Source organism: Streptomyces sp. GLSS-08 (assembly GCF_056387915.1).
This window is the reverse complement of record NZ_JBWJAQ010000012.1, coordinates 205736-219778: the sequence shown is the minus strand read 5'-3', so window position 1 is coordinate 219778 and position 14043 is coordinate 205736. Positions and strand designations below refer to the sequence as shown.

Below are 14043 nucleotides of genomic sequence, written 5' to 3'. Positions count from 1 at the left end.
CGCCATGGACGGAATCGGCCGTCGACGGAACCCGTACGAACTGACCGAGGAGACGCCGGTCTACGTCATCTCGGTGGCGGCCCAGCTCTCCGGTCTGCACCCGCAGACACTGCGTCAGTACGACCGCCTCGGCCTGGTCTCTCCCGACCGCACGGCCGGGCGGGGCCGGCGCTACTCGGCCCGCGACATCGAACTGCTGCGCACCGTCCAGCAGTTGTCGCAGGACGAGGGCATCAACCTGGCGGGCATCAAGCGGATCATCGAGCTGGAGAACCAGGTCGCCGCGCTCCAGTCCCGGGTCGCGGAGATGGAGGCGGCCCTCGACGGAGCCGCCGCCGCGATGCGGCAGCGCGAGGCGGCCGTCCACGCCTCCTACCGCCGGGACCTGGTGCCGTACCAGGACGTCCAGCAGACCAGCGCGCTGGTGGTGTGGCGGCCCAAGCGGTCGTCCGAGCAGTAGGCCCGCGCGAGCGCGTGCGAAGGGGCCGGGGAGGTGCTCACCTCCCCGGCCCCTTCGGCTGCCCTCCTCGGCCCCTTCGGCTGCCTGCCGCACCTGACCCCGCATGGCAGAAAACGTACGCGCGCGGCCACGGTGCGTGACGGTCGGAGGTCGCGGCGCGGGTGCCCGGAAGTTCCACGAGGTGGAGAGGGTGCAACGTTCCCGCACGTCCGGAGAGTTGGTACCTTCACACGCCACACACACCAGGCCGTTGTCATCTCGTTAAGTGGTTACTCCTTGACGCTGCGGTGATCGCCGCGTTGGCTTTCAGCCACCTGGTCGCAAAGCTGCGGCCTCGTCCGGAAGGCACATCAAGTGAACACCCGAATCCGTATGCGTCGTACTGCCATGGCCTTGGGCGCATTTGCCCTGGCCGCCCCGCTCGCCGCCTGCGGTGTCGTGGACGGCATCGGTGGTGGCGACGGCAGCTCCGCCGGCCCCAAGAAGGGCGACGACATCACGGTGGGTCTGCTCCTCCCGGAGAAGGAGAACTCTCGCTACGAGAAGTTCGACCACCCCATCATCGAGAAGAAGGTCGCCGAGCTCACCCACGACAAGGGCCGCGTCGAGTACGCCAACGCCGAGCAGGACGCGGCCAGGCAGAAGAGCCAGCTCGAGCAGATGGTGGCCGACAAGGTCGACGTCGTGCTGCTGGACGCGGTGGACTCGAAGTCCATCGCGAGCAGCGTGCAGAAGGCGAAGGACGCGGGCATCCCCGTCATCGCGTACGACCGCCTGGCGCAGGGGCCGATCGACGCGTACATCTCCTTCGACAACGAGCTCGTCGGCGAGGTGCAGGGCCGGGCCCTCGTGGAGACGCTGGGCTCCGGCGCCGCCACCAGCAAGATCGTCATGATGAACGGCTCGGTCACCGACCCGAACGCCGCGCAGTTCAAGGCGGGCGCGCTGTCCGAGCTCCAGGGCAAGGTGGTCATCGCCAAGAGGTACGACGTCACGGACTGGAAGCCGGAGAACGCCAAGATCCGGATGGAAGAGGCCATCACGGCCGTCGGCCTGGACAACATCGCCGGTGTCTACTCCGCCAACGACGGGATGGCGGGCGCCGTCATCGAGGCACTGAAGGAGACCGGCGCCGACAAGCTCCCGCCGGTCACCGGTCAGGACGCCGAACTGGCCGCCGTGCAGCGCATCGTCTCGGGCGACCAGTTCATGAGCGTCTACAAGTCGTACCCGCAGGAGGCAAGCGCCGCCGCCCAGATGGCCGTCGCGAAGGTCCAGGGCCGCTCCATCGAGTTCGACGCACTCACCCGCGACACGGTCGACAGCCCCACCACGAAGAAGGTCCCGGCCCAGCTGGTGCCCGTGGTCGCCCTGACCAAGAAGAACATCAGGGAGACCGTCGTGGAGGAGGGTTTCTACACGGTCAAGCAGATCTGCACGCCGAAGTTCAAGGCGGACTGCTCCGCGATCGGTCTGAACCAGTCGTGAGCCGGGCGCGGGCCTGACCGGGCCTGCGCCGGGCGCGTGCGGAGATTTCGTGAAGTCGCCCGCGCCCCCGTGGTCGAGAGCCGGACGAACGGGACTCCCCGGCGGCGGGCGGCTCATGGACGACTCCGAGATCGTCTAGGGTTGCGCGCTGCCACATCATGATCACGGGGAGACGCATTCTCGATGCGCGCAGTCAATGAAGAGATACGACGGGCAGCACGACGGCCGCGGGGCGCGGGGGCGGTGACGGGGCTGGCGCTCGCGCTGGGTCTGCTCGCCGGCTGCGGCTCGGGCGACACGACCGGTGAGCCCGCGGACAAGGGCGCGGCCTCCGGCGGTTCGGCCGGCTCCGGCGGCGCGGCCCCGGCCGGCCCCGCCTACAAGGGCCCCCGCCTGCCCGGACTCGCCGAGCGGGCCGCGTGGAGCCTGCCCGCCGCCGAGGGCGGCAGCGCCCCCGGCATGCTCGACCTCGGCGAGACGTTCGTCTTCGCGAAGGACGCGGACGGCGCCTACGTCACGGACTTCGACGCGGCGGGGGAGCCCGAGCAGGGCAAGGACCTCGTGCTGCACATGTCCGACGAACCGGAGAGCCTCGTCCTGGAGTTCCGGGACGCGAAGACCGGCGGCGTGCGCAGGACGATGAAGGTGAAGTCCGACTCCGTCACGGCCACCACCTGGCACGACGGTGCTCCCGCCCTCGCCGTCGGCACGTCCGCGACGACCGGGTCCGACGGGCTGACCGAGGAGAGCGTGACCTCGACGGCGACGCTGTACGACGCCACCGGGAAGAAGCTGGGCACCAGCGAACTGCCGCAGGACGTCAACCGGATGGTGGGGCAGTCCACCTACCCTGCCGTCCTTCTCCTGGAGGGCTACCGCGTCGGGGTCGCCGACAACACGCTCAGCCTCACCCCCGTCGACGGCGGTGAGACCCGCACGGTCGACTGCACCGGCTCCCAGGCCGACTGCGCGTTCCTCCCCGAGACGGGCGAGGCCACCGGGGCGTCGGCGTTCGCGCCGCTGATCACCGGGAGGTACTACGCGGGCTTCGAGAACGCCTCCGACTTCCAGTACGAGCCGGAGCAGGTCACCCTCTCCGACCTCGCCACCGGGCGGAAGGTCTGGAGCAGCGCCGACGTCAAGCCGCCGCAGGGCGTGAAGTACACGGACGACGGTGACCGGATGTCCGAGGGCGTCAGGGTGCTGCGCGTCTCGGACGGCAAGGTCCTCACCGCCTGGCAGACGGCCGCCGCCTCGGATGTCTGGATCGACGCCTGGTACGAGCTGGACGGCGGTGCCGAGGCCGGCGCCTCCTACCCGACCGTGCGGGAGCCCCTCTTCGCCCCTTCCGGCAACCTGGTGGCGGCCGCCACGGACGAGGGCGTCGTCGTACGGGAGGCGGCGACCGGCAAACAGCTCTGGGCCCAGGGAGCCGGTGAGAAGCCGCTGACACCCCTCCGGTTCTCGGCGGACGACTCGGTCCTGTACGGCACGACCGAGGACGACACCGTCGTCGCGGTCGACGCGCGCACGAAGGAGGTCCTGGCCAAGAGCCTCCCGGCCGACCACGTCCCGCTGTTCGCCGACGCCTCCCGGTACGGCTACCTCGGCACCGAGGACGGCTTCTTCGTCTTCGCGCCTGCGTCCTGACGCCCGTACCCGGTCCCCGCCCCGCACCCCCGGCGCAGAGATCCGGCCACTGCACGGCTCGTGCGGAACCCGGGCGTACGGGCGGGTGTGCGGGCCGGTGCGGGGACGACCCGGTCAGCTTGTTGCAGGAGTCCGTTGCGGAGGTGGGGACATTTACCGATGTGTCGGGGCGATCGGGGGCAGGCGGCGGGAAGAGGCGTGTTGCGATGGCGGACGGGGCCGCGCATAGTGTCGCTGCGGAAGACGCCGAGGCGTTGCATCGCGCAAGACGCTGGAGCCAGGAGTTTGGAGCCAGGGGTGGGAGATGGCGGGGCACGGGACGGACACGCATCCGCACGGTGCTGACCGGCTGTGCGAGGCCGGGGACCGCGTGTATTCCCGGGCCGTACGGCGTGGTCGCGTGCTGCGCTCGGACGCCGACGCGGTGCCGTGCCTGCTGGAGCTGGCGCTGCTGCACCCGGACCCCGACGACATGGGCTGGCTGGTGCCGACGTCGCCGCAGGAGGTCATGACGCGGCTGCTGCGGGGCATGTACGAGGAAGTCACCGCGAGCCAGGCGCGGGTGGGCGACGCGGTGGCCGCGTTCGAGTGGTACGCGGGGCTCGGCGGACGCGTCCGGGCGCCGGCCGAGGGCGTCGCCATCCGGGTGCTCGACGGACTGCCGCGGATCCGGGCCGCGATGGACGCGGCCACCGAGGCGTGCCGCACCGAGGTGCTGACGGTGCAGCCGGGCGGCATCCGCCGTGAGGACGAACTGTCCGAGGGCCTGCACCGGGCGCTGGGACTGCGCCGGCGCGGAGTCCGGATGCGCGACCTGTACACCCATGTGGCGCGGCACGGGCAGGGCCTGCACACGTACATGGAGCTGATGGGGGAGGCGGCCGAGGCCCGCACGCTCGACGAGGTCGTGGAGCGCCTGATCGTCTTCGACCGCAAGGTGGCGTTCATCCCCGCGAACGCGGACCGCACGATCGCCCTGGAGCTGCGCCACCCGGCCCTGGTGGACTACCTGGTCACGGTCTTCGAGCGGCTCTGGCGGCTGGGCATCCCGCTGGCCGCGTCGCTGCCCTCCACGGGCATCGAGGGCATCACGCACCGGGAGCGGTCGATCGCGGCGCTGCTCGCGGAGGGCCACCAGGACGCCGTGGTCGCCGAGCGTCTCGGCATCAGCGTCCGCACCTGCCGGGCGCACATCGCGCGGCTCTCCGAGACCCTCGGCGCCGCCAGCCGCACGCAGCTGGGGGTGCGCATCGCCCAGGCGGGCCTCGACGGGCCGCCGCGGGCCGCGGAGCCGGCGGAGCTGCTCCCGGTCGCCGCGCCGACCCGGGACGCGCCCACGGCCCGCTGAGCCCCGGGACGGGCCCTCGCGCCGGGGGCGGTCAGTGGTCCGGGTCCAGGATGCCCGACTGGGCGATCAGGAAGCCGAGCTGGGCGCGGCTGCCGCTGCCGAGCGCGGCGGCGAGCTTGGCGATGTGGGCGCGGCAGGTGCGGACGTTCATGCCGAGGCGGCGGGCGATGGCCTCGTCGACGTGGCCCTCGACGAGCAGTTTGGCGATGGAGCGCTGGACGCCGGTGATGCCGTCGGTGGGGGGCGCGTACGGGGTTTCCTCCAGAAGCGGGACGCCGCGGGCCCAGAGCTGTTCGAAGACCTTCGCGAGGTACTCCACCAGGCCGGGGTGGCGCAGTTCGAGGGCCATCTGGCCGTCGCCGCGCGCCGGGATGAACGCCACCGTGCGGTCGAAGATCATCAGCCGCTCGATGAGCTCCTCGAGGGTCCGGATCTCGACGTTGCCCTTGGTCATGTGCTCCGCGTAGGCCAGCGTGCCCTGGCTGTGCCGCGCGGTGTGCTGGTAGAGCGTGCGCATGGTGATGCCGCGGGCGATGACCGCCCGGCCGCGCTCCAGGGCCTCGATGAGGGAGTGCTCGCTGCGGCCGCCGCCCGGCTGGACGGTGAGGATCTCCGAGTGGCACTCGGCCATCGCGACCTCGATCGCCGAGTTGATGCGGTTGATGCCTTCGAGCACGGTGATGGCGTGCGTGGTCGGCGGGTCCTGGGCGGTGATGGCCATGAATGGCTCGAAGGAGTCGGTCAACTCCACCGCGAGGCTCCTACGCTCCTGGATCTCCCGCTCTATGGGGTGCAGGCGCTGGGCGAGCGCGGCCGCCGGCGGCACCGGCCGCAGCCACAGGGGGTCGTCCGGATCGGGGTGCAGCAGCGCGAATTCCATCAGGCAGGGAGCGGGTTCCACCTCCTGGCGCGCGATGCGCCCCGAGCGCAGCGCGGTGGCATAAAGACGCTTGCCCTCGTCGCACAGTTCAGTCTCGGCATGAGGATGTGTCCGATGTGAGTTCTTTGTAGGCAAAGCTCCACCCCCCAGGGTCCTGAACGTGCAGGAACATGATGCATCGACCCTGTGGTGTTTGCCTGACTGAATGAGCCATCGTCTTGGAGGACGGCGGGGGAGAGTATCCAAGGAAGTGAGGACGAAGCCGACTATGTGCAAGAGAATGGTTCGCTCGGTGCTCGCTGTCGCCTTCTCCGCTGGGATGGTCTTCAGTGCCGCGAGCGCCCTGGACCTTTCCTGGAGCAGTGAGCCTGCCGATGCACACGTGTCAAGCACGACCGACGCCGTGCCCGGCGACCTGTCCTGGAGCATCGCCCCGCCGGATCTGTCCTGGAGCAGCGTGCAGGGGGACCTCTCGTGGAGCGTCGGTTCCCCCAAGGGCGTGGCGGCATGACCATCCCACCCGACGACCGTTCCTTCCGCCGGGAGATGGCGACCGCCTACCGGTCCGGCTGGCACTTCATCGACCTGGCCACCGCCATCCCCCACAGCGGTGACTCGTTGATGGTGACGGTCTTCGGGGAGCCGGTGGTCGTCACCCGGGACGAGGACGACGACGTCCGGGCGTTCCGGTGTCTGCGGCGGCCTCGGGGGGCGCCGCAGCCAGTACGGTGCGCCATCCGGTACGGCATGATCTTTGTGAATCTGGACCAGCGTGACCACCAGCTGGTCGAGCCGGAGACCCCGGCTGTACGAACCATCTCAGCCACCCCCCGCAGTGCCTGACGCGATTCCCCCGTCGTAGTAGATCGCGCAGGTGCTTCCCCCCGGCAGCGGCGTCACCGTGACCTGAACACGGTGACGCCGCTGCAGTTTCGGGCGAAAAATCGGGGTGATTCCGCATCGGGCGAGGCGCATGGGGCGAGGCACGCCGCCCGGCCGCCCGGCCGCCCGGCCGCCCGAAGCCGCCCGGTCGGCCGGGTCGGAGATCAGCCGCGCCCCATCGCCGAGGTCAGCTCGATCTCGATCACCACCCGGGCGGGGTTGGGTGAGGGGACGCGCCCGTAGCGCTCCGCGTAGCGCCGCTCCGCCTCCGCGACGCGCTCCGGCTCCCGGTGCACGACGGCGAGCCCCTCCAGCGTCGCCCAGCGCCGCCGGTCCACCTGGCACACCGCGACCCGGGCGCCGCCCGCCCCCGCTGCCAGGATGTTGGCCACCTTCGTGCTCGACCCGTTCGTGATCACCCGGGCCAGCCCCTCCTCCGGCGCGTAGGTCACCCCGACGGGCACCACGTGCGGGGAGCCGTCGGGGCGCAGGGTGGTCAGGGTGCACAGGTGACGCTCCTGCCAGAAGCCGAGATAGGCGGCGTCGGGGTCGCGCGGGTTCACGGGGTATGCAGCCATGGCGGGAACTTAACCTCTTCTCGTCCCGCGGACCTTCTTGAGTGGAATAGACTCAACTTTGTGTACGTTCCTGAAGTCAGGATGAGGACGACTGACGCGAGGAGGAGACAGCGACCGTGGACGCCGAGCTGACCAACAGGAGCCGGGACGCGATCAACGCGGCCAGCACCCGGGCCGTGTCCGAGGGCCACCCGGACCTCACCCCCGCCCACCTGCTGCTCGCTCTGCTGGCGGGCCAGGACAACGAGAACATCACCGACCTGCTGGCCGCGGTCGACGCCGACCGGGCCGCCGTGCGCACCGGGACCGAGCGGGTGCTGGCCGCGCTGCCCAGCGTGGCGGGCTCCACCGTCGCGCCCCCGCAGCCCAACCGCGAGCTGCTCGCCGTCATCGCGGACGCCGCCGAGCGGGCCAAGGAGCTCGGCGACGAGTTCCTGTCCACCGAGCACCTGCTGATCGGCATCGCCGCGAAGGGCGGCCGCACCGCGGACGTACTGTCCTCGCAGGGAGCCAGTGCCAAGAAGCTGCTGGCCGCGTTCCAGACGACCAGGGGAGGGCGCCGGGTGACGACCGCGGATCCCGAGGGCCAGTACAAGGCACTCGAAAAGTTCGGTACCGACTTCACCGCCGCCGCGCGGGAGGGCAGGCTCGACCCGGTCATCGGCCGGGACCAGGAGATCCGTCGGGTCGTCCAGGTGCTGTCCCGGCGCACCAAGAACAACCCCGTCCTCATCGGCGAGCCCGGCGTCGGCAAGACCGCGGTCGTGGAGGGGCTCGCCCAGCGGATCGTCAAGGGCGACGTGCCCGAGTCCCTCAGGAACAAGCGGCTCGTCGCGCTCGACCTCGGCGCCATGGTCGCCGGCGCGAAGTACCGTGGCGAGTTCGAGGAGCGGCTGAAGACCGTCCTCGCCGAGATCAAGGACTCCGACGGCCAGATCATCACCTTCATCGACGAACTGCACACCGTCGTGGGCGCGGGCGCCGGCGGCGACTCCGCCATGGACGCGGGCAACATGCTGAAGCCCATGCTGGCCCGCGGCGAGCTGCGGATGGTGGGCGCGACGACCCTCGACGAGTACCGCGAGCGGATCGAGAAGGACCCCGCCCTGGAGCGGCGCTTCCAGCAGGTGCTGGTCGCCGAGCCGACCGTCGAGGACACCATCGCGATCCTGCGCGGGCTCAAGGGGCGCTACGAGGCCCACCACAAGGTGCAGATCGCGGACAGCGCCCTGGTGGCCGCCGCGGCCCTCTCCGACCGGTACATCACCTCGCGTTTCCTGCCCGACAAGGCCATCGACCTCGTCGACGAGGCGGCGTCCCGGCTGCGCATGGAGATCGACTCGTCCCCCGTCGAGATCGACGAACTCCAGCGCGCCGTCGACCGGCTGAAGATGGAGGAGCTGGCGATCGGCAAGGAGACCGACGCCGCCAGCCGGGAGCGCCTGGACAAGCTGCGCCGCGACCTCGCCGACCGCGAGGAGGAGCTGCGCGGCCTCACCGCCCGCTGGGAGAAGGAGAAGCAGTCCCTCAACCGCGTCGGTGAGCTGAAGGAGAAGCTCGACGAGCTGCGCGGCCAGGCCGAACGCGCCCAGCGCGACGGTGACTTCGACACCGCGTCCAAGCTGCTGTACGGCGAGATCCCGGACCTGGAGAGGGACCTGGAGGCCGCCTCCGAGGAGGAGGTGGAGGCCGCCGAGGGTGACACGATGGTCAAGGAGGAGGTCGGCGCGGACGACATCGCCGACGTCGTCGGCGCCTGGACCGGTATCCCGGCCGGCCGTCTCCTGGAGGGCGAGACCCAGAAACTCCTGCGCATGGAGGACGAGTTGGGCCGCCGCCTGATCGGGCAGTCGGAGGCCGTCCGCGCGGTGTCCGACGCCGTGCGGCGCACCCGGGCCGGCATCGCCGACCCCGACCGGCCCACCGGTTCCTTCCTGTTCCTCGGCCCGACCGGCGTCGGCAAGACCGAACTGGCCAAGGCGCTCGCGGACTTCCTCTTCGACGACGAGCGGGCCATGGTCCGCATCGACATGAGCGAGTACGGCGAGAAGCACAGCGTCGCCCGCCTGGTGGGCGCCCCGCCCGGCTACGTCGGGTACGAGGAGGGCGGCCAGCTGACGGAGGCCGTGCGCCGGCGCCCGTACAGCGTGGTCCTGCTGGACGAGGTCGAGAAGGCGCACCCGGAGGTCTTCGACATCCTGCTCCAGGTCCTGGACGACGGCCGCCTGACGGACGGTCAGGGACGCACGGTCGACTTCCGCAACACCATCCTGGTCCTCACCTCCAACCTCGGCAGCCAGTTCCTGATCGACCCGGTCAGCACCGAGGAGGAGAAGAAGGAACAGGTCCTGGAGGTCGTACGGGCCTCCTTCAAGCCGGAGTTCCTCAACCGGCTCGACGACCTGGTCGTCTTCTCGGCGCTCACCAGGACGGAGCTGGAACGCATCGCCCGGCTCCAGATCGACCGGCTCGCCCAGCGCCTCGCCGACCGGCGGCTCGCCCTGGAGGTCACCGAGGCGGCCCTGGCCTGGCTCGCCGACAAGGGCAACGACCCGGCCTACGGTGCCCGGCCGCTGCGCCGCCTCATCCAGACGGCGATCGGCGACCGGCTCGCCAAGGAGATCCTCGCGGGCGAGGTCAGGGACGGCGACACCGTCCGCGTGGACGCCGCCGGCGACGGCCTGATCGTGGGCCCGGCGGCGGACCGCCCGGCCGGCAAGACGCTGTAGTCCCCGGCGGTCGTCGGGGTACCCGGCGGGGGAGCCCCGCAGCGGGGGTTCCCTCCCGGGACCTCGTGCGCACGCCGTAGCCGCCCGGCCACGGCGAGGCGCGCCCGGCCCGCCCGTCGGCGGAGATCGGCCAGATCGTGTCAGCCCCCGGCGGACAGGCCCGCCAGGGGTTGCCACTCCCCGCCCCGCATGGGGGAGGATGGCGTAATCCGTACGAAGGGAAATACACGGTGAGCATCGACCCGTCCTCGATTCCGAACTTCGGGGGCCAGCCCGAGCCGCAGCCCGGCGGACCGGCGGGCCCCGTCGTCCCGGATCAGGACCTCGTGAAGCAGCTCCTCGACCAGATGGAGCTCAAGCACCTCGTCGACGAAGAGGGAGACCTCGTCGCGCCGTGGGAGCAGTTCCGTACGTACTTCATGTTCCGCGGTGAGGGTGACCAGCAGGTCTTCTCGGTCCGGACGTTCTACGACCGGCCGCACCAGATCGACGAGAAGCCCGCGCTGCTGGAGTCCATCGACGACTGGAACCGTCGCACCCTGTGGCCGAAGGTCTACAGCCACACGCACGACGACGGCACCGTCCGGCTCATCGGCGAGGCGCAGATGCTGATCGGCACCGGCGTCAGCCTGGAGCACTTCGTCTCGTCGACGGTCAGCTGGGTGCGGGCCGCCATCGAGTTCGACAAGTGGCTCGTCGAGCAGCTCGGCCTGGAACAGGAAGTCAACGAGGCGGACAAGCCCGGGGACGACGAGGAGTAGTCCCGGCCCCCACTCACAGGGGCGTATGGGCGACAGCCACCAGATACGCCCCGTAGGCGAACGAGAGCCCGGCGAGGGCGCCGACCACCAGTGTCGCGTGCCACGGCCGGGCTCTTGCCGTGCGCACCAGCGCGCCCGCCAGCGGCAGCAGCAGCGGGAACGCCGGCAGCAGGAAGCGCGGCTTGCACTCGAAGAAGCCCGAGCCGCCCAGCGCGATCAGCAGCAGGACGCCGCTGTGCACGAGCAGGGGCAGCGGGGCGCGGTCCGCGACGAGCAGCGCGAACAGCAGGATGGCCGCCGCCACGATCACCATCGTCATGGGGAAGACGAAACGGCCGCCGTGCAGCAGCAGGTGCTTCACGAAGCCCAGGGAACCGCGGCCGAAGTCGAAGCGGGACCCCCACAGCCGCTGCACCGCGAAGTAGCCGCCGAGCGGATCACCCTCGCGGCGGCCGACCCACAGGACGTAGCCGCCCCAGCCGAGCGGCGCGAGCGCCACGCCCGTCCACAGGCTGTGGGAAACGTCGCGGCCGCGCGCCCGGACGATCTCGCAGGCCGCCGCCGCCACGACCGCCGCGGCCACCGCTACCCCGTTCGGCCGCGCCAGCCCCGCCAGCGCCGCGAGCGCGCCCGCCCACACCCACCGCCCGGTCAGCACCGCGTACAGCGACCAGGCGGCGAAGGCCGTGAGCACGGGCTCCGTGTACGCCATCGACAGCACCACGGAGTGCGGCAGCAGCCCCCAGAGCAGGACGAGCAGGGTGGCGACGGCGGGGCCGTGCAGCCGCGCCCCGACGAAGTAGATCCCGTACGCGGCGGCCGCGGCCGCGGTCCAGGCGACCACCAGGCCCGCGGCGCCGCCGCCGAGCGGCGTCAGCGCGGTGACGGAGCGGACGAGCGCCGGGTAGAGCGGGAAGAACGCCAGGTCGCTGCGGGCGACCACCGGACCGACGTGCAGGGTGTGCCCGTAGCCGTGCGCCGCGATTCCCAGGTACCAGACCGAGTCCCAGGACCGGCCGAGCAGGGCGAGCGGCTGTTTTCCCTGGGTCCAGGCGGCCACGGACAGCACGAGGACACCGGTGAGACGGGCGGCGGCGAACAGTCCGAGCGCGCCTGCCGCCGTCGTGAACAGCCGCCGCGGGACGGGAACCGGGCGGCCGCGGCCCCCGGCACCGGACTCCCTGGCGGGGGCGGGGATCGTACTCGCGTGGGTCACATCCGAACTGTGCGTCCCTTACGGGGCATTTGCGAGCATCACCCCGCCGTGCGGGTACGGATCGCGCCGGTCCGGCGCGCCGCGCGCGAGAGCGGCCGCCACGGTGCTAGAAACCCCCGTTCCGGGTGCCGGCGTCCGTTCAGCCGGGGAGGTCCGCCCGGGTGGACAGCTCCGCCCAGACCGTCTTGCCCACGGGGTGACGACGCTCCGACCCCCAGCGCACGGCCAGGACGTCCACCAGGAACAGTCCCCGGCCGGACTCGCCCTCCGGGTCCGACCCGGGCGGCTCCGCGGGCGGGTGCTTTCCGGAGGCGGCGTCCGCGACCTCGACGCGCACCAGACCCGCGGCCGAGTGGAGAGCGAGCCCGAGACCGAAGCCGCGGCCGGGGACCCGGCCGTGCCGTACGGCGTTCGCGGCGAGCTCGCCGACGACGAGGGCGACCGCGCACGACACGTCCGACGCCGGCGGGTGACCCCAGTCCTCCATGCGCCGGACGGCGAGCCGCCTGGCGAGCCGGGCGCCCCGCGGGGACGACGCGAACTGCGCCGTCAGCGAGGGGACTTCGCACGCCCCGTGGTCCGATGCGGTCGTTCCTGTCAGCACGGTGTCCGTCCCTGTCCGTCGAGCCGAGGCATCCCGTGACGCATGCGAGTCGTCACGTTCCGTGCTCAAGAGTCGTCCGGTCGCCCTACGCTCGACAGGTGACACAGCCTTACTTTTCAGCCCGTAAGGAACGGAAGTGACGCTTTGGCCAACGGGATCGACCCCAGTACGTCGATGGCCGCGCTGTTCGGCGCACGGGTGCGCCGGCTCCGTACGGCGGCCGGACTGACCCAGGCCGAACTCGGCGACAGAACGCACGTGGTGAGCACGCGGATCACGCAGATCGAGCGGGCGTCCGGGGCGAAACCGACGCTGGACCTGGCGCGTGCGCTGGACGCGGCGCTCGGCGCGGACGATCTGCTCGTCGAGCTGTGGCCGTACGTGTACCGGGAGGCGTTCCCGGACTGGTCGCGGGCGTTCATCGCCTACTCGCAACGGGCCGTTTCCATCCGTGAGTACGCGGCGCACGTGGTGCCCGGTCTGTTGCAGACCAAGGAGTACGCGAGGGCCGTTCTGGGCGTCGGCCTGACGCTCAGAAGTGACGAGCAGTTGGAGGAGCGGCTCACCGCCCGGATGACGCGGCAGGAACGACTCGGTTCGCCCGACAGACCGGAGCTGTGGGTAGTGCTCGACGAAGCGGTCCTCAGCCGCCCGATCGGCGGACGCACTGTTATGAGCGCGCAGTTGGAGTTCCTGCTCAACCTGGCAGAGGAGCACTCCATCACCGTTCAGGTGCTGCCATTCGACCAGGGCGAGCACGACGCGATGGGCGGTTCCCTGACGGTTCTGACGCTGCCGGACGAGTCCGAAGTCGCCTACACAGAAGGGGCGCACTACGGCCAGCTCATCGAGGATCCGGCCGAGGTCAAGCGTTTCACGGTGACCTACGATCGGCTACGGGCTAATGCCCTGCCCCCGCTCATGTCGCTCGACATGATCCGATCCGCGATGGAGGGCTACAACCGTGAAGCGAATGTCCCGTCCCGATCTGAGCGCCGCCGCCTGGCGCAGGAGCAGTTACAGCAATCAGGAGGGCGGCAACTGCGTCGAGGTGGCCGGCGGGTTCCGGGTCGTCGTTCCGGTGCGTGACAGCAAGGTCCCGCACGGTCCGGCGTTGTGCTTCGAGGCTGCCGCCTGGGACGCCTTCATAGGCGAGTTGAAGGCCGGGCACCACCGTTCCTGAGGTGGCCGGGGCCTGGTCGCCCTCCGTCTTCCGGGCTTGCCGGGCCCTTGTCCGCGAGGGTCCGGTCGGCCGCTGACCTCCTGAAAGAACCGGGGGAAAGAACCACCCGCCCACCCGCCCTCCCCGGCCGAGAGGCCCGCGTCACCCGTCCGGGTGACCGGCTTGCCGGGGCGGGATACGGGCCGTTACGTTCGCCGCAACAACCGCAAACGAATACGGCCCCCGGCCGGGACTGCAATCCCGATCGAGGGCCTGACCGATCAG

General features: G+C 71.1%; 14 protein-coding genes. 10 read left to right on the top strand and 4 right to left on the bottom strand.

Features of this window, described 5'->3' with window-relative positions:
- Positions 1–4: 4 nt before the first annotated feature.
- The 4 genes from AC0ZLC_RS22655 (at position 5) to AC0ZLC_RS22640 (ending at position 4946) form a co-directional block, all read left to right on the top strand.
- Positions 5–460 carry a heat shock protein transcriptional repressor HspR gene (locus AC0ZLC_RS22655; RefSeq protein ID WP_476753763.1) on the top strand — a complete coding sequence of 152 codons (456 nt, stop codon included), beginning with the start codon at positions 5–7 and terminating at the stop codon, positions 458–460.
- A 387-nt stretch (positions 461–847) separates the two neighbouring features.
- Positions 848–1948 carry a sugar ABC transporter substrate-binding protein gene (locus AC0ZLC_RS22650; RefSeq protein WP_476753762.1) on the top strand — a complete coding sequence of 367 codons (1101 nt, stop codon included), beginning with the start codon at positions 848–850 and terminating at the stop codon, positions 1946–1948.
- A 183-nt stretch (positions 1949–2131) separates the two neighbouring features.
- The gene (locus AC0ZLC_RS22645) at positions 2132–3598 is read left to right on the top strand and encodes a PQQ-binding-like beta-propeller repeat protein (RefSeq protein ID WP_476753761.1); all 1467 of its coding nucleotides are present in this window, start codon (positions 2132–2134) and stop codon (positions 3596–3598) included.
- 304 nt (positions 3599–3902) lie between these two features.
- Positions 3903–4946, top strand: a complete 1044-nt coding sequence (locus tag AC0ZLC_RS22640) for a helix-turn-helix transcriptional regulator (protein WP_476753760.1) — start codon at positions 3903–3905, stop codon at positions 4944–4946.
- A 31-nt stretch (positions 4947–4977) separates the two neighbouring features.
- Here the strand turns inward: AC0ZLC_RS22640 and AC0ZLC_RS22635 are convergent, their stop codons facing one another.
- Positions 4978–5847 (bottom strand): helix-turn-helix transcriptional regulator, encoded by an 870-nt coding sequence (locus tag AC0ZLC_RS22635; protein ID WP_476753759.1) that lies wholly within the window; start codon positions 5845–5847, stop codon positions 4978–4980.
- 361 nt (positions 5848–6208) lie between these two features.
- Between AC0ZLC_RS22635 and AC0ZLC_RS22630 the strand changes: the two genes are divergently transcribed.
- Positions 6209–6337, top strand: coding sequence for a hypothetical protein (locus AC0ZLC_RS22630; RefSeq protein WP_476753758.1), 129 nt, complete (start codon positions 6209–6211; stop codon positions 6335–6337).
- Entirely contained in the window at positions 6334–6669 is a 336-nt protein-coding gene (locus tag AC0ZLC_RS22625) for a hypothetical protein (protein ID WP_358850782.1), read from the top strand. The genes AC0ZLC_RS22630 and AC0ZLC_RS22625 overlap by 4 nt, the downstream gene beginning before the upstream one ends.
- Before the next feature lie 203 nt (positions 6670–6872).
- Here the strand turns inward: AC0ZLC_RS22625 and AC0ZLC_RS22620 are convergent, their stop codons facing one another.
- The gene (locus AC0ZLC_RS22620) at positions 6873–7286 is read right to left on the bottom strand and encodes a pyridoxamine 5'-phosphate oxidase family protein (protein ID WP_476753757.1); all 414 of its coding nucleotides are present in this window, start codon (positions 7284–7286) and stop codon (positions 6873–6875) included.
- A 116-nt stretch (positions 7287–7402) separates the two neighbouring features.
- On the opposite strand from AC0ZLC_RS22620, the gene clpB reads away from it, so the two are divergent.
- Positions 7403–10015 (top strand): ATP-dependent chaperone ClpB, encoded by a 2613-nt coding sequence (clpB, locus tag AC0ZLC_RS22615; RefSeq protein ID WP_476753756.1) that lies wholly within the window; start codon positions 7403–7405, stop codon positions 10013–10015.
- A gap of 230 nt (positions 10016–10245) precedes the next feature.
- Positions 10246–10776: a YbjN domain-containing protein gene (locus tag AC0ZLC_RS22610; RefSeq protein ID WP_355789325.1), complete on the top strand. Its 531-nt coding sequence runs from the start codon at positions 10246–10248 to the stop codon at positions 10774–10776.
- A 13-nt stretch (positions 10777–10789) separates the two neighbouring features.
- Here the strand turns inward: AC0ZLC_RS22610 and AC0ZLC_RS22605 are convergent, their stop codons facing one another.
- Positions 10790–11992, bottom strand: a complete 1203-nt coding sequence (locus AC0ZLC_RS22605) for a hypothetical protein (RefSeq protein WP_476753755.1) — start codon at positions 11990–11992, stop codon at positions 10790–10792.
- Between the two features lie 139 nt (positions 11993–12131).
- Positions 12132–12593, bottom strand: coding sequence for an ATP-binding protein (locus AC0ZLC_RS22600; RefSeq protein WP_476753816.1), 462 nt, complete (start codon positions 12591–12593; stop codon positions 12132–12134).
- Between the two features lie 177 nt (positions 12594–12770).
- On the opposite strand from AC0ZLC_RS22600, the gene AC0ZLC_RS22595 reads away from it, so the two are divergent.
- Together AC0ZLC_RS22595 and AC0ZLC_RS22590 are read left to right on the top strand one after the other, a co-directional pair.
- Positions 12771–13685 (top strand): helix-turn-helix domain-containing protein, encoded by a 915-nt coding sequence (locus AC0ZLC_RS22595; protein ID WP_476753815.1) that lies wholly within the window; start codon positions 12771–12773, stop codon positions 13683–13685.
- Positions 13648–13779 (top strand): DUF397 domain-containing protein, encoded by a 132-nt coding sequence (locus AC0ZLC_RS22590; RefSeq protein ID WP_476753754.1) that lies wholly within the window; start codon positions 13648–13650, stop codon positions 13777–13779. Before AC0ZLC_RS22595 ends, AC0ZLC_RS22590 begins: the two co-directional genes overlap by 38 nt.
- Positions 13780–14043: the final 264 nt, after the last annotated feature.